Below are 16,193 nucleotides of genomic sequence, written 5' to 3'. Positions count from 1 at the left end.
CCGGACCATAGACAAAGGGCGAACCCGCGCAACAGCGTTACGTCACCTGGCCGAGGGAGCCCAGCAGCACCCGCCACCAGTCGCCCAGCCGCATGAGGAGCACGCCATCCGAGAAACCGTGGCGCGCGGCGCCCTCCGGCACCTTGTCGAAGCCACGATGCTCGACGCTGACGCGGGTCTCCGATCCGACCGCCTCGAACCGGACCTCGACCTCGGTGGTGAGCTCCGGCGGGAAGTTCGCCTGGCGCCAGGAGAACACCAGCCGCTCCGGCGGCTCCCAGGCCAGCACGCGGCCGATCTCGAACACCTTGCCGTTGGCCAGCGTCTCCACCAGCCGGCCGCCGGCCCCGCCCTCGAAAGCCAGGCGGCCGGGCGCGCGGGGCGTGGTCTGGAAGAGGCCGTTTGGCCGCCACCAGGCGCCGATCTCCTGGGTGAAGGCCTCGAAGGCGCGCTCGGGCGAGGCCTTCACGCGCAGGGCGACGTAGACCTTGGACGTCACGGGCCGCCTTCCACATGGAGCTTGAAGGCGGCGAGCTGTTCGCTCCACAGCCGTTCGCTCTCTTCCAGCCAGCGCAGCAGATGGACCATGGGCTCGGGCCTCAAGGCGTAGATGCGGACGCGGGCGTCGAACTCGGGGTGGCTTTCCTCCACGAGGCCGCTGGCGCGCAGGGTCTTCAGGTGCCGGCTCATGGCCGGCGGGCTCAGGGCCAACTCCCGGGCGAGCTCGCCGGCCGGGCGCGGACGCTCGGCCAGCAGCTCCACCACGCGGCGGCGGTGCGGGTCGGCGAGCGCCGAGAGAGTCCGATCGACCGCAGCCGTGCCGGCCTGGCTCAAACCCAGCCCTCGATCTTCAGCCCGCTGGCCGCCTCGGCCTCTTCCCGGGTGGTCGGCTTCACCGTCTGGCCGACGGTCCAGATGTGCCCTTCCGGGTCACGGGCCCGATAGGTGCGGTCGCCGTAGAACTGGTCCGCGGGCGCCATGAGGATCTCGAAACCGGCCGCCCGCGCGCGCTCGCAGTGGGCGTCGATCCCGCTCTCCACCTGCAGGTGCACCGTCTGGGTGTTCTTGCCCCCGATCGATAGGGGGCTCTTGTGGTCGTCCGACCACTCCGTGCCCACCATGATGACGCTGTCCCCGTAGCGCATCTCGGAGTGGACGAGGTTCCCCTCCCCGTCTTCGATCAGCATGAACAGCTCGAAGCCAAAGGCCTGCTCCAGGAACTTCAGCGCGGCTTTGGGATCGCGGTAGCAGATGGCGGAGGTCAGGCTGGGACGATTGGCCATGGCGACTTCTCCTTGCGTTTGCCGGCAATATTTAACGCGCGGCGCAACTACCAGCAAGATCGGCTTCGCCGCTCGGTATGGCCATTTGCCAAAGAAAAAGCCCCGGGCCTGCGGCCCGGGGCTCTCAAATCTCTCTTCGACCTGAAGGATCAGGCGTCGGCGAAGTTCGCCTCGGCGGCCGGACCGGAGTCCTTGCCCTTCTCGGCCGGATCACGATCCACGAACTCGATCACCGCCAGCGGCGCGTTGTCACCGTAGCGGTAACCCGCCTTCAGGACGCGGATGTAGCCGCCGTTGCGCTCGGCGTAACGCGGGCCGAGGACGGCGAACAGCTTGCCGACCTGTTCCACGTCGCGCACGTGGCTGATGGCTTGGCGGCGGGCGTGCAGGTCGCCGCGCTTGGCCAGCGTCACCAGCTTCTCGACGAAGGGCCGCAGTTCCTTGGCCTTCGGCAGGGTGGTCACGATCTGCTCGTGCTTGATCAGGCTGGCCGACATGTTCGCGAACATGGCGGTGCGGTGGGCGGTCGTACGACCCAGTTTGCGGTGGGCTTTGCCGTGACGCATCTCGATATCTCCTGGGCGACTTGCCCGCTTAACCTGACCAATCCCGGCCTGCTCCCGCCCGGGTCATCACGAAGCGTCGGGGCCCTCCACCGCTGTTGCGGCTTCGCAGGACCCGAGCCTTCCTTCCAAGATTGAAGGGGCGGCCCGGAGTCGACGCAGTAGCGCTTACATCTGGTCTTCGAACTTCTTCGCCAGCTCTTCGATGTTTTCCGGCGGCCAGTTCGGGACGTCCATGCCGAGGTGCAGGCCCATGCCGGCCAGCACTTCCTTGATCTCGTTGAGCGACTTGCGGCCGAAGTTCGGGGTCCGCAGCATCTCGGCTTCCGTCTTCTGGATCAGGTCGCCGATGTAGACGATGTTGTCGTTCTTCAGGCAGTTGGCCGAACGGACGGAGAGCTCGAGCTCGTCGACCTTCTTGAGCAGCGCCGGGTTGAACGGCAGCTCCGGCTTGGCCTCGCCCTCGACCTTCTTCTTCGGCTCTTCGAAGGTGATGAAGATCTGCAGCTGGTCCTGGAGGATGCGCGCGGCGTAGGCCACGGCGTCAACGGGGCTGACCGCGCCGTTGGTCTCCACTTCCATCACGAGCTTGTCGTAGTCGAGGCTCTGGCCCTGGCGGGTCGGCTCGACGCGGTAGGCCACGCGCTTGACCGGCGAGTAGAGGGCGTCGACGGCGATCAGGCCGATCGGCGCGTCCTCGGGGCGGTTCATCTCGGCCGGGACATAGCCCTTGCCGGTCTGGACCGTGAACTCCATGCGCACAGTGGCGCCGTCGTCCAGGGTGCAGAGCACGTGGTCGCCGTTGAGGATCTCGATGTCGGCCGGAGCCTCGATCTGGCTGGCGGTCACGGCGCCCGGACCGGTGGCGCGCAGCGTCATCCGCTTCGGGCCCTCGGCGTGCATGCGCACGGCCAGTTGCTTGATGTTCAGGACGATGTCGACGACGTCCTCACGCACGCCTTCCAGCGAGGAGAACTCGTGCACGACGCCGTCGATCTGCACCGCGGTCACCGCCGCGCCTTGCAGCGACGACAGCAGCACCCGACGCAGGCTGTTGCCCAGCGTCACCCCGAAGCCGCGCTCGAGCGGTTCGGCCACCAGACGCGCCTTGCGGCTGGCGTCGGCGCCGGTCTCGATCTGCGGCTTCTCGGGACGGATGAGCTCGTTCCAGTTTCTTTCGATCACAGATGTGTGTCCCTCGGAACGCAGGATCGCCGGCCGCGGTCGCGGTCCGGCGCCTTGAATTGCAGTACGATGTTACTCAGACCCGACGGCGCTTCGGCGGGCGGCAGCCGTTGTGCGGGATCGGGGTCACATCGCGGATGGTGGTGATCGTCATGCCGACGGCCTGAAGGGCGCGGAGCGCCGACTCGCGGCCGGAGCCGGGGCCGGAGACGTTCACTTCCAGGGTCTTCACGCCGTGTTCGGCGGCCTTCCGGCCGGCGTCCTCGGCCGCCATCTGGGCGGCGTACGGGGTCGACTTCCGGGAGCCCTTAAAGCCCATCATGCCGGCGCTCGACCAGGAGATGGTGTTCCCCTGCGCGTCGGTGATGGTCACCATGGTGTTGTTGAACGAGGCGTTCACGTGCGCCACGCCGGAGGTGATGTTCTTGCGCTCGCGGCGTTTGACGCGCGCCGGTTCCTTGGCCATCGGAGCTAGACTCTCTTACTTCTTCTTGCCGGCGATCGGCTTGGCCGGGCCCTTGCGGGTCCGGGCGTTGGTGTGGGTGCGCTGGCCGCGGACCGGCAGGCCCTTGCGGTGACGCAGGCCGCGATAGCAGGCCAGGTCCATCAGACGCTTGATGTTGACCGCGGTCTCGCGCCGCAGGTCGCCTTCGACCATGTAGTCGCGGTCGATGGTTTCGCGGATCTGCAGAACCTCCTGGTCGGTCAGCTGGTTGACGCGCCGGGCGTCTTCGATGCCGACCTTCTGGACGATCTCGCGGGCCTTCGCCTCGCCGATGCCATGGATGTACTGCAGCGCGATCACGACGCGCTTGTTGGTGGGAATGTTGACGCCAGCGATACGGGCCACGTGGGGAAATCTCCTGATCACGCAAGAGAAGCGCGAACGGCGCCCCGGCCCAATTCGCCCAAAGGCACAGGCCGGCGCGTCCTTCGCGCTCTTTCGCGGAAGCGCCTCGTTATAGGGATCGGCGCGCCTCCGTCAATGCGGAATGCGCCCATTTGTGAACGAAAACCGGTCGGCGCAAGGGGGCCTTGCGCTGGGGTTCTACGCCCGAACACCGCAAGCGTGGCGCCGGATGGTTAACAAGATGCATCACCTGCCGGCGCGGCGCAAATGCGGCGTCGAGGCGCGGCCGGCGGGCGCCAGCGAGCGGCGCGACTCGCCGCGGGGGCGGGTCGGGTCCGGGAAAGACTCAGCCGCGCGACGTGACCGCGCGAGCGGCGCGGGACGCACGGGCCGAGGGCGGGGCGTCAGGCCTGGCAGGCCGCCAGGGCCGCGTCGATGGCGGCGGCGACCTCGTCGATGGACCCCATGCCGTCCACCTGCACCAGCTTGCCGGCGTTCTCGTAGTACGGCAGCAGCGGGGCGGTCTGGTTGTTGTAGGCCTGCAGCCGGACCTTGAAGCTCTCGGGGTTGTCGTCCGGGCGGCCGCTCTCGGCGAATCGGCCGGCGATGCGCTCGGTCAGGACCTGGTCGTCGACCTTCAGACGGATGACCAGGTCGATCTTCCGTCCGCGGCCCTTCAGCATGATGTCCAGGGCCTCGGCCTGGGCGAGCGTCCTCGGGAAGCCGTCGAAGATCGCGCCCCCCGTGGCTTCGGCCTCCGGCAGCCGGCTCTCGATCAGCTCGATGACGATCTCGTCGGAGACCAGCTCGCCGCGCTCCATGATGCCGGCCACGCGCTGGCCGAGCTCGGAGCCCGAGGCGATGGCGGCGCGCAGCATGTCGCCCGTGGACAGCTGCACCATGTTGTGGGTCTCCACCAGGCGCTTGGCCTGGGTGCCCTTCCCCGCCGCCGGCGGCCCGAACAGGATCAGATTCATTAGCGCCCCTCCGCGCCGGCCCTCTTGGCGGGGCCGGCGTGTCTCCACCAGACGCGGCCGCTAGCGGCCGCGTCCCCCCCGCAGCTTGGATTTCTTGATCAGGCCTTCGTACTGGTGGGCCAGCAGGTGCGACTGGATCTGGGTCACCGTATCCATCGTCACGCTCACCACGATGAGGATCGAGGTGCCGCCCAGGTAGAAGGAGACGTTGTAGAAGCCGATCAGCGCCTCGGGCAGGAGGCAGACGATCGCGATATAGGCCGCGCCGATGACCGTCAGGCGGGTCAGCACGAAGTCCAGGTACTCGGCCGTGCGCTTGCCGGGGCGGATCCCCGGCAGGAAACCGCCGTACTTGCGCAGGTTCTCCGCCGTGTCGTCCGGATTGAAGACGACCGAGGTGTAGAAGAACGCGAAGAAGATGATCAGGGCCCCGTAGAGCACCATGAAGAGCGGGCGGCCGTGCTGCAGCTGCCCGGTCGCCGCCGGCAGCCACTGCAGCCAGGCCGGCAGGTCGCCCTGGGCCGCGAACCCCATGACCGTGGTGGGCAGCAGCAGCAGCGACGAGGCGAAGATCGGCGGGATCACGCCCGCGGTGTTGATCTTCAGCGGCAGGAACGAGGTGTCGCCGCCGAACATACGGTTGCCCTGCTGGCGCTTCGGGTACTGCACGAGCAGCCGGCGCTGCGAGCGCTCCATGAACACGATGGCGACCGTCACGGCGACGATCAGCACCGCGATCAGCAGCAGCGCGCCGCCGCTCATCGCGCCTGTGCGGGTCAGCGAAAACGCCTGGTAGATGTACTGCGGCAGCACCGCGACGATGCCGGCGAAGATGATCAGGCTGATCCCGTTGCCGATGCCGCGGCTGGTGATCTGTTCGCCCAGCCACATCAGGAACATGGTTCCGCCCGTCAGGGTGACGACGGTGGCGATGACGAAGAACGGTCCCGGGTTGTCCACCAGGCCCGGCGAGTTCGCCAGGCCCATGGCGATGCCGAAGGACTGGAACACCGCGAGCACGACAGTCAGGTAGCGGGTGTACTGGTTGAGCGTCTTGCGCCCCGCCTCGCCGCCTTCCTTCCGCAGCTTCTCCCACGGCGGATAGACCGTGCCGAGCAGCTGGACGATGATCGAGGCCGAGATGTACGGCATCACGTTCAGGGCGAAGATGGCCATCCGCTCGACGGCGCCGCCCGAGAACATGTTGAACATGCCCAGGATGCCCTGGGCCTGGCCCTGGAAGGCCTGCTGCAGGGCCACGGGGTCGATCCCGGGGATCGGGATGTAGCACCCGAGGCGATAGACGATCATCGCCCCGAGAGTGAACCAGATGCGCTTGTGGAGCTCCGTCGCCTTCGAGAAGGCGCCGAAGTTCATATTGGCGGCGAGCTGTTCAGCGGCCGAAGCCATTCACCGTATCCCCTGACTCGTGGTCCTGCTCAGATAGGACACCCCGGCCCCCCCAGCAAACTGCGGCTTGCCGCAGTCTGCGAGAATGCTGCCCTTCGTCCCTCCCCGCCGCCGAACCGGAGACCACTTCGGCGGGAGGGACGACGCGAGGCCGGGATGGTCGCAGGTCGAGCCTTAAGCGTCCGCCTGGGCGGCTTCCGGCTTGGTGGTGGTCACCGAGCCGCCGGCCTTTTCCACAGCCGCCCGCGCCGAGGCGGTGGCCGAGTAAACCGTGATGTTGATCTTGGAGGTGAGCTCGCCCTTGCCGAGCAGCTTCACGCCGTCCTTGGCGCGGCGCACGACGCCGGCCTTCACCAGGGCCTCGGCGTCGATGGCCTGGCCCGCGTCCAGCTTGCCGGCGGCGATCGCCTGCTCGAGGCGCCACAGGTTCACCTCGGCGAACTGCTTGGCGAACGGATTGTTGAAGCCGCGCTTGGGCATGCGCATGTGCAGCGGCATCTGGCCGCCTTCGAAGCCGGCGATGGCGACGCCCGAACGGGCCTTCTGGCCCTTCACGCCGCGGCCGGCGGTCTTGCCCTTGCCCGAGCCCGGGCCGCGGCCGACGCGCATGCGGTTCTTGGTGGAGCCCTCGCGCGGCGCGAGTTCGTTCAGCTTGGTCATGTGCCTCTCCTTGGAGATCTGGCGCCGGGGCGATCGCCCCGACTCGGCGGATGTGCGGCCCTTCCCTGACGGGCAGGCGAAAACGGATCGAGGGGGTTGAACCCTGCCGAAGCGGCGGATGCAACCCCCTCGATGGATTTCAGGGGACTTCCTGGGCGGAAGCCCGGAGCCGTCCTACTCGACGATCTCCACCATGTGGGCGACCTTGGCGATCATCCCACGGACGGCGGGGGTGTCCTCGAGCGTCGACACGCGGCCGACGCGGTTCAGCTTCAGGCCGGCGAGCGTGGCCCGCTGGTCCTTGGTCCGGCGGATCGGGCTGCCGGTCTGACGAACGGTGATCGTAGCCATCTTCTACCTTACCCTTCCGCGTCCGCGGCGGGCTGGGCCGCCGAGGCGCCGTCGGCGCGGCGGCCGATCACGTCGGAGACCTTCTTGCCGCGCTTGGCCGCGACCTGGCGGGGCGAAGACTGAGCCTTCAGCGCCTCGAAGGTCGCGCGCACCATGTTGTAGGGGTTGGAGGAGCCGACGGACTTGCCGACGACGTCCTGCACGCCCAGGGTTTCCAGCACCGCGCGCATCGGACCGCCGGCGATCACGCCGGTCCCCGGAGGCGCCGCACGGACCATGACCTTGCCCGCGCCCCAGCGGCCGTAGCCGTCGTGGTGCAGGGTGCGGCTCTCGCGGAGCGGCACGCGGACCATGGACTTCTTGGCTTCTTCGGTCGCCTTGCGGATGGCTTCCGGCACTTCACGCGCCTTGCCGTGACCGAAGCCCACGCGGCCCTTCTGGTCGCCCACCACCATCAGGGCGGCGAACGAGAACCGGCGGCCGCCCTTCACGGTGGCGGCGACGCGGTTGATGTGGACCAGCTTCTCGACGATTTCGCTGTCGCGCTCTTCTTCGTTCCGATTGCGACGGTCGCCGCGCTGTTCGTCTCTGCGAGCCATGATCGTTCCTTAGAAATCCAGGCCGGCTTCGCGCGCGGCGTCAGCCAGGGCCTTGACCCGGCCGTGATAGAGGTAGCCGCCACGGTCGAAGACCACGGCCTTGACGCCCTTTTCGATCGCGCGCTGGGCGACCAGGGCGCCCACGCGGGCGGCGGCTTCCCGGTCCGAGCCCTTCTGCTTGTTCTCGCCGCCTTCCAGCGACGAGGCCGCAGCCAGGGTCACGCCCGCATCATCGTCGATGACCTGGGCGTAGATGTTCTTGGACGAACGGAAGACCGACAGGCGCGGACGGCCGGCCGCGACCTTGCGGAGGCGGGTCCGGACGCGCTGCGCGCGGCGCTTATTGGTGTCGCGGGGAGAGAGCGCCATGGCTTACTTCTTCTTGCCTTCCTTGCGGCGGACCTGCTCGCCGGCGTAGCGGACGCCCTTGCCCTTGTAGGGCTCGGGCGGACGGATGCGGCGGATGCGCGCCGCGGTCTCGCCGACCAGCTGCTTGTCGATGCCCGAGATGCGGATCTCGGTCTGCTTCGGCGTGGCGAAGGTGATGCCCGCCGGCGGCGGAATGTCCACGTCGTGGCTGAAGCCGAGCTGCATGGAGAGCGCCTGGCCCTTCATCGCCGCCCGGTAGCCGACGCCCACCAGGTCGAGCTGCTGCTCGTAGCCCTGGGTGACGCCCGTGACCATGTTGTTCACCAGGGTGCGCGACAGGCCCCACATCGACTGGGCGCGGGTGGTGTCCACGCGCTTGGCGAGCTGGAGCTCGGCGCCCTCTTGGCGCACCTCGATCTCGTCGGGCACGGTCCAGGAGAGCTGGCCCTTGGGCCCCTTCACCGTGACCGACTGGCCCTCGAGGGTCACCGTCACCCCATTGGGGACGGCGACCGCCTTTTTTCCAATCCGCGACATCTTAGTAGACCCGGCAGAGCACTTCGCCGCCCACGTTGGCGTCACGCGCCGCGGTGTCGGACATGACGCCCTTGGGCGTCGACAGGATCGAGATCCCGAGGCCGTTCTTCACGGGCTTCAGGTCCTTGATCGACGAATAGACGCGGCGGCCCGGCTTCGACACGCGGCTGATCTCCACGATGACCGGCTGGCCATCGAAGTACTTCAGCTCGATCTCGAATTCGGGGAAGGCGCCGGGCTTTTCCACCAGGTGGTAGCCGCGGATGTAGCCTTCGTCGGCCAGCACGTCGAGGACACGGGCGCGCATCTTGGACGCGGGCGTCGAGACCTTGCTGCGGCCGCGCTGGGCGGCGTTCTTGATGCGGGCGATCAGGTCGCCAATGGGGTCGTTGACCATGAGACCCTCTCCTTACCAGCTCGACTTGACGAGGCCGGGGATCAGCCCGTGCGAACCGAGGTCGCGCAGGGAGATCCGGCTCATCTTCAGCTTGCGGTAGTAGGCGCGCGGGCGGCCCGTGACTTCGCACCGGTTACGGATGCGGGTCTTGGACGAGTTGCGCGGCAGTTCCGCCAGCTTCAGCCGGGCTTCGAAACGTTCTTCGAGCGGCAGGCTCTCGTCGTTGGCGATCGCCTTCAGCGCTTCGCGCTTGTCGGCGTGTTGCTTCACGAGTTGCTTGACGCGTTCGTTGCGGTTGACGGCGCTTTTCTTGGCCATGGTGCTCTTTCCTTCCCGCTACGCTTGCACGAACGGGAACTGGAATTCCTTGAGAAGCGCGCGCGCTTCGTCGTCGGTCTTCGCAGTCGTGGCGACGATGATGTCCATGCCCCACATCTGCTCGATCTGGTCGTAGTTGATCTCCGGGAACACGATGTGCTCCTTGAGACCCATGGCGTAGTTGCCACGGCCGTCGAACGAGGTGGGCTTCAGGCCCCGGAAGTCCTTCACGCGCGGCAGCGCGATGGTGATCAGCCGGTCCAGGAATTCGTACATGCGGTCCTGGCGCAGGGTGACCTTGGCGCCGATCGTCATGCCTTCGCGCAGCTTGAAGCCGGCGATCGACGTACGGGCCTTGGTCGCCACCGGCTTCTGACCGGCGATGCGCGCCAGGTCCGCCATGGCGGACTGGATCTTCTTGGAGTCACCGACGGCTTCGCCGACACCCATGTTCAGGACGATCTTGTCCAGCTTGGGGATCTGCATCTCGTTGGTGTAGCCGAACTGGTCCTTCAGCGCCTTGCGGATGCGCTGGCGGTATTCGGTCTTGAGCCGCGGCTCGTAAGCTTGGTCAGCCATTGGTGATCACCTCGCCGGTCGTCTTGGCGATCCGCACCTTCTTGTCGCCTTCCACGCGGAAGCCGACGCGGGTCGGCTTGCCGGCGGAGTCGACCACGGCCACGTTCGACAGGTGGATCGGCGCTTCCTTGTTCTTGATGCCGCCCTGGGGATCGAACTGCGTCGGACGGGTGTGGCGCTGAACCATGTTCAGGCCTTCCACAAGCACGCGTTGCTCCTTGGGGAACACCTTCTGGACGGTGCCCTGACGGCCCTTGTCCTTGCCGGTGAGGACCACGACGCGGTCCCCCTTGCGAATCTTGGCAGCCATCACAGCACCTCGGGGGCGAGCGAGATCACCTTCATGTGGTTCTTCGCCCGCAGTTCGCGAGGCACCGGCCCGAAGATACGGGTGCCGATCGGCTCGCCTTGCTTGTTCACGATCACGGCGGCGTTCTTGTCGAACCGGATGACCGAGCCATCCTTCCGCTTGATCGCCTGGCTGGTGCGCACGACGATCGCCTGCAGCACGTCACCCTTCTTCACCCGGCCGCGCGGGATCGCTTCCTTCACGGAAACGACAATGCGGTCGCCCACCGAGGCGTAGCGGCGCTTCGCACCGCCCAGCACCTTGATGCACATGACCCGGCGGGCGCCGGAATTGTCGGCGACGTCCAGGTTAGTTTGCATCTGGATCATTGGATGTGATCCCTCTTACGCTTGCTGGTCCGCGCCGCCCTTGGGCAGCACTTCCCACGTCTTCAGCTTCGACCGCGGCGCGCATTCGATGATGCGGGCGAGATCGCCGGCCTTGTAGGCGTTGGCCTCGTCATGGGCGTGGTACTTCTTCGACCGACGGACGGTCTTCTTCAGCACCGGGTGCAGGAAGGTCCGCTCGACCTTCACCACGACCGTCTTGTCGCCCTTGTCGGAGACGACAACGCCTTCGAGAATTCGCTTCGGCATTATCTGGCTCTCCTCAGGCCTGGGCCTGCTTCGTGCGCAGGACGGTCTGGATGCGCGCGATATCCTTGCGCACCTCGCCCACGCGATGGGTCTTCTCCACCTGGCCGGTCGCCTTCTGGAAGCGCAGGTTGAACTGCTCCTTCTTCAGGTTGACGAGCTGTTCGGCCAGCTGGTCGGGGGTCATGCCCCGGATGTCGTCGATCTTCATCAGGCGTGCTCCGCGACGGCGGCGTCGATGCGGGTGACGATGCGGGTCTTCACCGGAAGCTTCGCCGCGCCGAGGCGCAGGGCTTCGCGGGCCACATCGTCCGGCACGCCGTCGATTTCGAACATGATCCGGCCGGGCTCGACGCGGGCGGCCCAGTACTCGACCGAACCCTTGCCCGAGCCCATCCGCACTTCGGCCGGCTTGCCGGTGACCGGCACGTCCGGGAAGATGCGGATCCACACACGACCCTGGCGCTTCATCTGACGCGTGATCGCCCGACGAGCGGCTTCGATCTGACGCGCAGTGATGCGTTCCGGCTCAACCGACTTCAGCCCGTAGGAGCCGAAGTTCAGGCTGAAGCCGCCCTTGGCCATACCGGAGATACGGCCCTTGAACTGCTTGCGATACTTGGTCTTCTTCGGAGAGAGCATGACTCAGATCCCTAGGCGTTCGCCTGCTCGCGCCGGTCGCGGCGCGGGCCACGGTCCGGGCGATCGCCACGTTCACGGCCGCCACCCTCGCCGGCCGGGCCGCTTTCGCCGGCCAGGCGCTTGTCGAGGGCCATCGGGTCGTGCTCGAGCACCTCACCTTTGAAGACCCACACCTTCACACCGATGATGCCGTAGGTGGTCTTGGCTTCGGTGAAGCCATAGTCCACGTCGGCGCGCAGGGTGTGCAGCGGCACGCGGCCTTCGCGATACCATTCCATCCGCGCGATCTCCGCACCGCCGAGGCGGCCCGAGACGTTGATCCGGACGCCCTTGGCGCCCAGGCGCATGGCCGACTGCATCGAGCGCTTCATGGCGCGGCGGAAGGCCACGCGACGCTCGAGCTGCTGGGCGATGTTCTCGGCGATCAGCTGGGCGTCGGTTTCGGGCTTGCGGATCTCGACGATGTTCAGGTGGACTTCCGCCCCGCCCGCCATCGCCGCGACGTCCTTGCGCAGCTTCTCGATGTCCGCGCCCTTCTTGCCGATGATCACGCCGGGGCGCGCGGCATAGATGGTGATGCGGCACTTCTTGTGCGGACGCTCGATCACGATCCGCGACACGCCGGCCTGGTACAGGCGCTTCTTGAGGGCGCGACGGATCTTGATGTCGGCGTGCAGCAGCTTGCCGTACTCCTGGCCGTCGGCGAACCAACGGGAGTCCCAGGTGCGGTTGATGCCGAGACGAAGCCCGACCGGATTGACTTTCTGACCCATCAGGCGGCCTCACCCAGCTCGCGGACCACGATGGTGATCTCGGAGAACGGCTTTTCGATGCGCGAAGCCCGGCCGCGCGCACGGGCGGCGAAACGCTTCATCACCAGGTTCTTGCCCACGAAGGCCTCGGCGACGACCAGGTTGTCGATGTCGAGGTTGTGGTTGTTCTCGGCGTTCGAGATCGCCGAGTAGAGCGCCTTGCGCACATCGCGGGCGATGCGCTTGTGGCTGAACTCCAGCTCGTTCAGCGCCCGCTGGACCTTGAGGCCGCGGATCGACTGGGCGACCAGGTTGAGCTTGCGCGGGCTGGTGCGCAGGGTGCGCACCTTGGCCATCGCTTCGATGCCCGTCAGCCGGCGTGCTTTCGCTTGCTTGGACATGGTTACTTCCTCTTGGCCTTCTTGTCGGCCGCGTGGCCCGGGAAGTAGCGGGTGGGCGCGAACTCACCGAGCTTCATCCCGACCATGTCTTCCGAGATCAGCACGGGGACGTGCTTCTGGCCGTTGTGCACGCCGAACGTGAGACCCACGAACTGCGGCATGATGGTGGAGCGGCGCGACCAGGTCTTGATCACGTCCTTCCGGCCGGACCCTTGCGCGGTCTCGGCCTTCTTCAGGAGGTACCCGTCGACGAACGGGCCTTTCCAGACGGAGCGGGTCATCGGTTAGCGAGCCTTCCGAGCGTGACGCGAGCGGATGATGAACTTGTCCGTCGCCTTGTTGGTGCGGGTCTTGGAGCCCTTGGTCGGCTTGCCCCACGGGGTGACCGGGTGACGGCCGCCCGAGGTCTTGCCTTCACCGCCGCCGTGCGGGTGATCGACCGGGTTCATGGCGACGCCACGGACGTGGGGCCGGCGGCCCTTGTGCCGGACGCGGCCGGCCTTGCCCATGACTTCGTTCATATGGTCGGGATTGCTGACCGCGCCGACCGTGGCCATGCAGGAGTCCGGCACCATCCGCAGCTCGCCCGAGTTCAGGCGGATCTGGGCGTAGCCGGCGTCACGGCCGACCAGCTGGGCGTAGGCCCCGGCCGAGCGGGCGATCTGCCCGCCCTTCAGCGGCTTCAGCTCGACGTTGTGGATGATCGTGCCGATCGGCATGCCGCGCAGCGGCATGGCGTTGCCCGGCTTCACGTCGGCGCGCTCGGCGGCCACCACCTGGTCGCCGGCCTTCAGGCGCTGCGGAGCCAGGATGTAGGCCAGCTCGCCGTCGGCGTAGCGGATCAGGGCGATGAAGGCCGACCGGTTGGGGTCGTACTCCAGGCGCTCGACCGTGCCGACGACGTCGAACTTCCGGCGCTTGAAGTCCACCTTGCGGTAGAGGCGCTTGGCGCCGCCGCCGCGGAAGCGCACGGCCACGCGGCCGCCGCCGCCCCGGCCGCCGGACTTGGTCAGGCCCTCGACGAGGGACTTCTCCGGGCGGCCCTTGTGGAGCTCGGACTTGTCCACCAGGACCAGCTGGCGCCGGCCCGGGGACGTCGGGTTGTACTGCTTCAAGGCCATCGGATCAGAGCCCCGTGGTGATGTCGATGGACTGGCCCTCGGCCAGGGTCACGACAGCTTTCTTGACGTCGGAACGACGGCCCTTGATGCCGCGGAAGCGCTTGGTCTTGCCCTTCACGTTCAGGGTGTTGACCTTGGTCACGTTGACCTTGAACAGCGCCTCGACCGCCGAAGCGATCTCGTCCTTGGAAGCGTCGGCGGCGACGCGGAAGACGACCTTGTTCTGCTCGGAGAGCAGGGTGGCCTTTTCCGTGATCACCGGCGACAGGATGGTGTCGTAGTGACGGGCGGTGGGTTGCTCGGCCATCACGCGGCCTCCTTAGCCTGGAAGCGCGCGTTGATCGCTTCGACCGCGTCCTTGGTGAGGACCAGCGTGCGACGACGCAGCACGTCGTAGACGTTCAGGCCGGCGCTCGGCAGCACATCCACGTTCGGGATGTTGCGGGCGGCCAGCTTGAAGTTGTTGTCGACCTCGGCGCCGGCGATCACCAGCGCGTGGGTCACGCCGATCTTGCCCAGCTGTTCGCGCAGGGCGGCCGTCTTGGCTTCCTGCACGGCCACCGAGTCCAGCACGATGAGCGAGCCGGCCTTGGCCTTGGAGGACAGCGCGTGCTTCAGGGCGAGCGCGCGGACCTTCTTGGGCAGGTCGAAGGCATGGCTGCGGACGACCGGGCCGTGGGCCTTGGCGCCGCCGACGAACTGGGCCGCCCGGCGCGAGCCGTGACGGGCGCCGCCGGTGCCCTTCTGCTTGTACATCTTCTTGCCCGTACGAGAGACCTCGTTGCGGACCTGGATCTTGTGGGTCCCGGCGCGGCGCTTGGCCAGCTGCCAGGTGACGACGCGCTGCAGGATGTCGCCGCGGATCTCTTCGATGCCGAAGATCTCGTCGGCCAGCTCGATCGAGCCGCCCTTCCCGCCGTCGAGTTTGATGACGTCGAGCTTCATTACGCTTGTTCCCCAGCTTCCGGAGCCTCGGCCGCCGGAGCTTCAGTCACCGCGGCTTCGGCCGGCGCCTCGTCGGCGGCGGCTTCCATCGGGGTGGGCTCGCCCGACTTGCGGAACGCGCCCGGCTTCGGGGCGTCGGCCGGCAGGGCGACCTTCACCGCGTCGCGGATCTTCACGAACGTGCCTTCGGTGCCGGGCACGGAGCCCTTCACCAGGATCAGGCCGCGCTCGGCGTCCACGCGCCAGACGGTGACGTTCAGGGTGGTGACGGTTTCCTGGCCGAGGTGGCCAGCCATCTTCTTGCCCTTGAAGGTCCGGCCCGGATCCTGCCGCTGGCCGGTCGAACCGTGCGAGCGGTGGGAGACGGACACGCCGTGGGTGGCGCGCAGGCCGCCGAAGTTCCAGCGCTTCATGGCGCCGGCGAACCCCTTACCGACCGTCGTCGCGGTGACGTCGATCTTCTGGCCCGGGACGAAGTGGTCGGCGGTGATTTCCGCGCCCACGTCGATCAGGTTGTCTTCCGACACCCGGAACTCGGCGACGGTCCGCTTCGGCTCGACCTGAGCCTTGGCGAAGTGACCGCGCAGGGCCTTCGAGGTGTTCTTGGCCTTCTTCGCGCCAGCGCCGAGCTGGAGCGCGACATAGCCGTCCTTGTCCTTGGTGCGCTGGGCGACGACCTGGCAGCCTTCGAGGCTGAGCACGGTCACCGGGACATGGGCGCCGGCTTCGTCGAAGAAGCGCGCCATACCCAGCTTTTTGGCGATCACGCCGGTACGCATCGACCGATCCCCTTAGAGCTTGATCTCGACGTCCACGCCGGCGGACAGGTCGAGCTTCATCAGCGCGTCCACGGTCTGCGGGGTGGGATCCACGATGTCCAGGACGCGCTTGTGCGTGCGCATCTCGAACTGCTCGCGGGACTTCTTGTCGATGTGCGGCGAGCGCAGCACCGTGTAACGCTCGATGCGCGTCGGCAGCGGGATCGGCCCACGAACCTGCGCGCCCGTCCGCTTCGCCGTCGAGACGATCTCACGGGTCGAGGCATCGAGGATGCGGTGGTCGAACGCCTTGAGGCGAATGCGAATGTTCTGGTTCATGGGTTGCCCCGCTCACGAAGGTGAAGGCGCGGCAGCACTGACGGCGCCGCGCCTTTGTTGGTGTTGTTGTGTTGTGGTCAGTCCATCACCTGGGCGACGACGCCCGCACCCACGGTGCGGCCGCCCTCGCGGATGGCAAAGCGCAGCTTCTCTTCCATGGCCACCGGCACGATGAGCTCAACATCCATCGTCACGTTGTCGCCCGGCATCACCAT

31 protein-coding genes are annotated in these 16,193 nt (G+C 67.3%); all 31 read right to left on the bottom strand.

Annotated elements, in window-relative coordinates; all coding sequences use genetic code 11:
* Window positions 1-37: 37 nt before the first annotated feature.
* Complete coding sequence (locus tag VIL67_RS15080; protein WP_332049734.1) at window positions 38-499, bottom strand: SRPBCC family protein; 462 nt, start codon at window positions 497-499, stop codon at window positions 38-40.
* Window positions 496-834, bottom strand: a complete 339-nt coding sequence (locus VIL67_RS15075) for an ArsR/SmtB family transcription factor (RefSeq protein WP_332049733.1) — start codon at window positions 832-834, stop codon at window positions 496-498. The genes VIL67_RS15080 and VIL67_RS15075 overlap by 4 nt, the downstream gene beginning before the upstream one ends.
* A complete protein-coding gene (locus VIL67_RS15070; RefSeq protein ID WP_332049732.1) occupies window positions 831-1,283 on the bottom strand; it encodes a VOC family protein in 453 nt (150 codons plus the stop codon). Before VIL67_RS15070 ends, VIL67_RS15075 begins: the two co-directional genes overlap by 4 nt.
* Before the next feature lie 149 nt (window positions 1,284-1,432).
* Window positions 1,433-1,849 (bottom strand): 50S ribosomal protein L17, encoded by a 417-nt coding sequence (gene rplQ / locus VIL67_RS15065; protein WP_332049731.1) that lies wholly within the window; start codon window positions 1,847-1,849, stop codon window positions 1,433-1,435.
* 165 nt (window positions 1,850-2,014) lie between these two features.
* On the bottom strand, window positions 2,015-3,031 hold the full coding sequence (locus VIL67_RS15060) for a DNA-directed RNA polymerase subunit alpha (protein ID WP_332049730.1): 1,017 nt from the start codon (window positions 3,029-3,031) through the stop codon (window positions 2,015-2,017).
* Window positions 3,032-3,107: 76 nt separating this feature from the next.
* Window positions 3,108-3,497, bottom strand: coding sequence for a 30S ribosomal protein S11 (gene rpsK / locus VIL67_RS15055; RefSeq protein ID WP_111516366.1), 390 nt, complete (start codon window positions 3,495-3,497; stop codon window positions 3,108-3,110).
* 15 nt (window positions 3,498-3,512) lie between these two features.
* Window positions 3,513-3,881: a 30S ribosomal protein S13 gene (rpsM, locus tag VIL67_RS15050; protein ID WP_332049729.1), complete on the bottom strand. Its 369-nt coding sequence runs from the start codon at window positions 3,879-3,881 to the stop codon at window positions 3,513-3,515.
* Window positions 3,882-4,285: 404 nt separating this feature from the next.
* Complete coding sequence (locus VIL67_RS15045) at window positions 4,286-4,858, bottom strand: adenylate kinase (protein ID WP_332049728.1); 573 nt, start codon at window positions 4,856-4,858, stop codon at window positions 4,286-4,288.
* A gap of 60 nt (window positions 4,859-4,918) precedes the next feature.
* Window positions 4,919-6,268 (bottom strand): preprotein translocase subunit SecY, encoded by a 1,350-nt coding sequence (secY, locus tag VIL67_RS15040; RefSeq protein ID WP_332049727.1) that lies wholly within the window; start codon window positions 6,266-6,268, stop codon window positions 4,919-4,921.
* A gap of 174 nt (window positions 6,269-6,442) precedes the next feature.
* On the bottom strand, window positions 6,443-6,928 hold the full coding sequence (gene rplO / locus VIL67_RS15035) for a 50S ribosomal protein L15 (protein WP_332049726.1): 486 nt from the start codon (window positions 6,926-6,928) through the stop codon (window positions 6,443-6,445).
* Window positions 6,929-7,102: 174 nt separating this feature from the next.
* The gene (gene rpmD / locus VIL67_RS15030) at window positions 7,103-7,279 is read right to left on the bottom strand and encodes a 50S ribosomal protein L30 (RefSeq protein ID WP_332049725.1); all 177 of its coding nucleotides are present in this window, start codon (window positions 7,277-7,279) and stop codon (window positions 7,103-7,105) included.
* Between the two features lie 8 nt (window positions 7,280-7,287).
* A complete protein-coding gene (gene rpsE / locus VIL67_RS15025; RefSeq protein ID WP_332049724.1) occupies window positions 7,288-7,878 on the bottom strand; it encodes a 30S ribosomal protein S5 in 591 nt (196 codons plus the stop codon).
* Window positions 7,879-7,887: 9 nt separating this feature from the next.
* The gene (gene rplR, locus VIL67_RS15020) at window positions 7,888-8,247 is read right to left on the bottom strand and encodes a 50S ribosomal protein L18 (protein ID WP_332049723.1); all 360 of its coding nucleotides are present in this window, start codon (window positions 8,245-8,247) and stop codon (window positions 7,888-7,890) included.
* A 3-nt stretch (window positions 8,248-8,250) separates the two neighbouring features.
* Window positions 8,251-8,784, bottom strand: a complete 534-nt coding sequence (gene rplF, locus VIL67_RS15015; RefSeq protein WP_332049722.1) for a 50S ribosomal protein L6 — start codon at window positions 8,782-8,784, stop codon at window positions 8,251-8,253.
* A gap of 1 nt (window position 8,785) precedes the next feature.
* A complete protein-coding gene (gene rpsH, locus VIL67_RS15010) occupies window positions 8,786-9,181 on the bottom strand; it encodes a 30S ribosomal protein S8 (RefSeq protein ID WP_332049721.1) in 396 nt (131 codons plus the stop codon).
* 12 nt (window positions 9,182-9,193) lie between these two features.
* On the bottom strand, window positions 9,194-9,499 hold the full coding sequence (rpsN, locus tag VIL67_RS15005; RefSeq protein ID WP_332049720.1) for a 30S ribosomal protein S14: 306 nt from the start codon (window positions 9,497-9,499) through the stop codon (window positions 9,194-9,196).
* Window positions 9,500-9,517: 18 nt separating this feature from the next.
* Window positions 9,518-10,078: a 50S ribosomal protein L5 gene (gene rplE / locus VIL67_RS15000; protein WP_332049719.1), complete on the bottom strand. Its 561-nt coding sequence runs from the start codon at window positions 10,076-10,078 to the stop codon at window positions 9,518-9,520.
* Window positions 10,071-10,388, bottom strand: a complete 318-nt coding sequence (gene rplX / locus VIL67_RS14995; RefSeq protein WP_332049718.1) for a 50S ribosomal protein L24 — start codon at window positions 10,386-10,388, stop codon at window positions 10,071-10,073. Before rplX ends, rplE begins: the two co-directional genes overlap by 8 nt.
* Window positions 10,388-10,756 (bottom strand): 50S ribosomal protein L14, encoded by a 369-nt coding sequence (gene rplN, locus VIL67_RS14990; RefSeq protein ID WP_257818398.1) that lies wholly within the window; start codon window positions 10,754-10,756, stop codon window positions 10,388-10,390. Before rplN ends, rplX begins: the two co-directional genes overlap by 1 nt.
* Window positions 10,757-10,771: 15 nt before the next feature.
* Window positions 10,772-11,023, bottom strand: coding sequence for a 30S ribosomal protein S17 (gene rpsQ, locus VIL67_RS14985; RefSeq protein ID WP_332049717.1), 252 nt, complete (start codon window positions 11,021-11,023; stop codon window positions 10,772-10,774).
* A 13-nt stretch (window positions 11,024-11,036) separates the two neighbouring features.
* Window positions 11,037-11,231: a 50S ribosomal protein L29 gene (gene rpmC, locus VIL67_RS14980; RefSeq protein WP_332049716.1), complete on the bottom strand. Its 195-nt coding sequence runs from the start codon at window positions 11,229-11,231 to the stop codon at window positions 11,037-11,039.
* Entirely contained in the window at window positions 11,231-11,662 is a 432-nt protein-coding gene (rplP, locus tag VIL67_RS14975) for a 50S ribosomal protein L16 (RefSeq protein ID WP_332049715.1), read from the bottom strand. Before rplP ends, rpmC begins: the two co-directional genes overlap by 1 nt.
* An 11-nt stretch (window positions 11,663-11,673) precedes the next feature.
* Window positions 11,674-12,435: a 30S ribosomal protein S3 gene (gene rpsC, locus VIL67_RS14970; RefSeq protein ID WP_332049714.1), complete on the bottom strand. Its 762-nt coding sequence runs from the start codon at window positions 12,433-12,435 to the stop codon at window positions 11,674-11,676.
* A complete protein-coding gene (gene rplV, locus VIL67_RS14965; protein ID WP_332049713.1) occupies window positions 12,435-12,815 on the bottom strand; it encodes a 50S ribosomal protein L22 in 381 nt (126 codons plus the stop codon). The genes rpsC and rplV overlap by 1 nt, the downstream gene beginning before the upstream one ends.
* A 2-nt stretch (window positions 12,816-12,817) precedes the next feature.
* Window positions 12,818-13,096: a 30S ribosomal protein S19 gene (rpsS, locus tag VIL67_RS14960; RefSeq protein ID WP_242562611.1), complete on the bottom strand. Its 279-nt coding sequence runs from the start codon at window positions 13,094-13,096 to the stop codon at window positions 12,818-12,820.
* 3 nt (window positions 13,097-13,099) lie between these two features.
* Window positions 13,100-13,936 (bottom strand): 50S ribosomal protein L2, encoded by an 837-nt coding sequence (gene rplB, locus VIL67_RS14955; protein WP_332049712.1) that lies wholly within the window; start codon window positions 13,934-13,936, stop codon window positions 13,100-13,102.
* A gap of 4 nt (window positions 13,937-13,940) precedes the next feature.
* On the bottom strand, window positions 13,941-14,243 hold the full coding sequence (locus VIL67_RS14950) for a 50S ribosomal protein L23 (protein WP_332049711.1): 303 nt from the start codon (window positions 14,241-14,243) through the stop codon (window positions 13,941-13,943).
* Complete coding sequence (gene rplD / locus VIL67_RS14945; protein WP_332049710.1) at window positions 14,243-14,881, bottom strand: 50S ribosomal protein L4; 639 nt, start codon at window positions 14,879-14,881, stop codon at window positions 14,243-14,245. Before rplD ends, VIL67_RS14950 begins: the two co-directional genes overlap by 1 nt.
* On the bottom strand, window positions 14,881-15,660 hold the full coding sequence (gene rplC, locus VIL67_RS14940) for a 50S ribosomal protein L3 (protein WP_332049709.1): 780 nt from the start codon (window positions 15,658-15,660) through the stop codon (window positions 14,881-14,883). The genes rplD and rplC overlap by 1 nt, the downstream gene beginning before the upstream one ends.
* A 12-nt stretch (window positions 15,661-15,672) precedes the next feature.
* The gene (gene rpsJ, locus VIL67_RS14935) at window positions 15,673-15,978 is read right to left on the bottom strand and encodes a 30S ribosomal protein S10 (RefSeq protein ID WP_332049708.1); all 306 of its coding nucleotides are present in this window, start codon (window positions 15,976-15,978) and stop codon (window positions 15,673-15,675) included.
* Between the two features lie 77 nt (window positions 15,979-16,055).
* Window positions 16,056-16,193: EF-Tu C-terminal domain-related protein (locus VIL67_RS14930; RefSeq protein WP_473964810.1), on the bottom strand; the 138-nt coding region annotated here is incomplete at its 5' end.

The organism is Phenylobacterium sp. (genome assembly GCF_036563385.1).
Classification (GTDB): Bacteria; Pseudomonadota; Alphaproteobacteria; order Caulobacterales; family Caulobacteraceae; genus Phenylobacterium.
The sequence above is the reverse complement of the archived record's forward strand: the minus strand, read 5'-3'. Positions and strand labels throughout refer to the sequence as shown.

Coding starts and splice junctions, on each gene's coding strand:
- rplP (WP_332049715.1), bottom strand. CDS start 11,662: ATGCTCTCTCCGAAGAAGACCAAGTATCGCAAGCAGTTCAAGGGCCGT.
- rplB (WP_332049712.1), bottom strand. CDS start 13,936: ATGGCCTTGAAGCAGTACAACCCGACGTCCCCGGGCCGGCGCCAGCTG.
- rplD (WP_332049710.1), bottom strand. CDS start 14,881: ATGAAGCTCGACGTCATCAAACTCGACGGCGGGAAGGGCGGCTCGATC.
- secY (WP_332049727.1), bottom strand. CDS start 6,268: ATGGCTTCGGCCGCTGAACAGCTCGCCGCCAATATGAACTTCGGCGCC.
- rpsS (WP_242562611.1), bottom strand. CDS start 13,096: ATGACCCGCTCCGTCTGGAAAGGCCCGTTCGTCGACGGGTACCTCCTG.
- rpsC (WP_332049714.1), bottom strand. CDS start 12,435: ATGGGTCAGAAAGTCAATCCGGTCGGGCTTCGTCTCGGCATCAACCGC.
- rplC (WP_332049709.1), bottom strand. CDS start 15,660: ATGCGTACCGGCGTGATCGCCAAAAAGCTGGGTATGGCGCGCTTCTTC.
- VIL67_RS14950 (WP_332049711.1), bottom strand. CDS start 14,243: ATGGCCGAGCAACCCACCGCCCGTCACTACGACACCATCCTGTCGCCG.
- rpsN (WP_332049720.1), bottom strand. CDS start 9,499: ATGGCCAAGAAAAGCGCCGTCAACCGCAACGAACGCGTCAAGCAACTC.
- rplE (WP_332049719.1), bottom strand. CDS start 10,078: ATGGCTGACCAAGCTTACGAGCCGCGGCTCAAGACCGAATACCGCCAG.
- rplX (WP_332049718.1), bottom strand. CDS start 10,388: ATGGCTGCCAAGATTCGCAAGGGGGACCGCGTCGTGGTCCTCACCGGC.
- rpsK (WP_111516366.1), bottom strand. CDS start 3,497: ATGGCCAAGGAACCGGCGCGCGTCAAACGCCGCGAGCGCAAGAACATC.
- rpsE (WP_332049724.1), bottom strand. CDS start 7,878: ATGGCTCGCAGAGACGAACAGCGCGGCGACCGTCGCAATCGGAACGAA.
- VIL67_RS15045 (WP_332049728.1), bottom strand. CDS start 4,858: ATGAATCTGATCCTGTTCGGGCCGCCGGCGGCGGGGAAGGGCACCCAG.
- rpmD (WP_332049725.1), bottom strand. CDS start 7,279: ATGGCTACGATCACCGTTCGTCAGACCGGCAGCCCGATCCGCCGGACC.
- rpsJ (WP_332049708.1), bottom strand. CDS start 15,978: ATGAACCAGAACATTCGCATTCGCCTCAAGGCGTTCGACCACCGCATC.
- rplV (WP_332049713.1), bottom strand. CDS start 12,815: ATGTCCAAGCAAGCGAAAGCACGCCGGCTGACGGGCATCGAAGCGATG.
- rpsH (WP_332049721.1), bottom strand. CDS start 9,181: ATGGTCAACGACCCCATTGGCGACCTGATCGCCCGCATCAAGAACGCC.
- rpmC (WP_332049716.1), bottom strand. CDS start 11,231: ATGAAGATCGACGACATCCGGGGCATGACCCCCGACCAGCTGGCCGAA.
- rplO (WP_332049726.1), bottom strand. CDS start 6,928: ATGACCAAGCTGAACGAACTCGCGCCGCGCGAGGGCTCCACCAAGAAC.
- rplQ (WP_332049731.1), bottom strand. CDS start 1,849: ATGCGTCACGGCAAAGCCCACCGCAAACTGGGTCGTACGACCGCCCAC.
- rplF (WP_332049722.1), bottom strand. CDS start 8,784: ATGTCGCGGATTGGAAAAAAGGCGGTCGCCGTCCCCAATGGGGTGACG.
- VIL67_RS15070 (WP_332049732.1), bottom strand. CDS start 1,283: ATGGCCAATCGTCCCAGCCTGACCTCCGCCATCTGCTACCGCGATCCC.
- rpsQ (WP_332049717.1), bottom strand. CDS start 11,023: ATGCCGAAGCGAATTCTCGAAGGCGTTGTCGTCTCCGACAAGGGCGAC.
- rplR (WP_332049723.1), bottom strand. CDS start 8,247: ATGGCGCTCTCTCCCCGCGACACCAATAAGCGCCGCGCGCAGCGCGTC.
- rplN (WP_257818398.1), bottom strand. CDS start 10,756: ATGATCCAGATGCAAACTAACCTGGACGTCGCCGACAATTCCGGCGCC.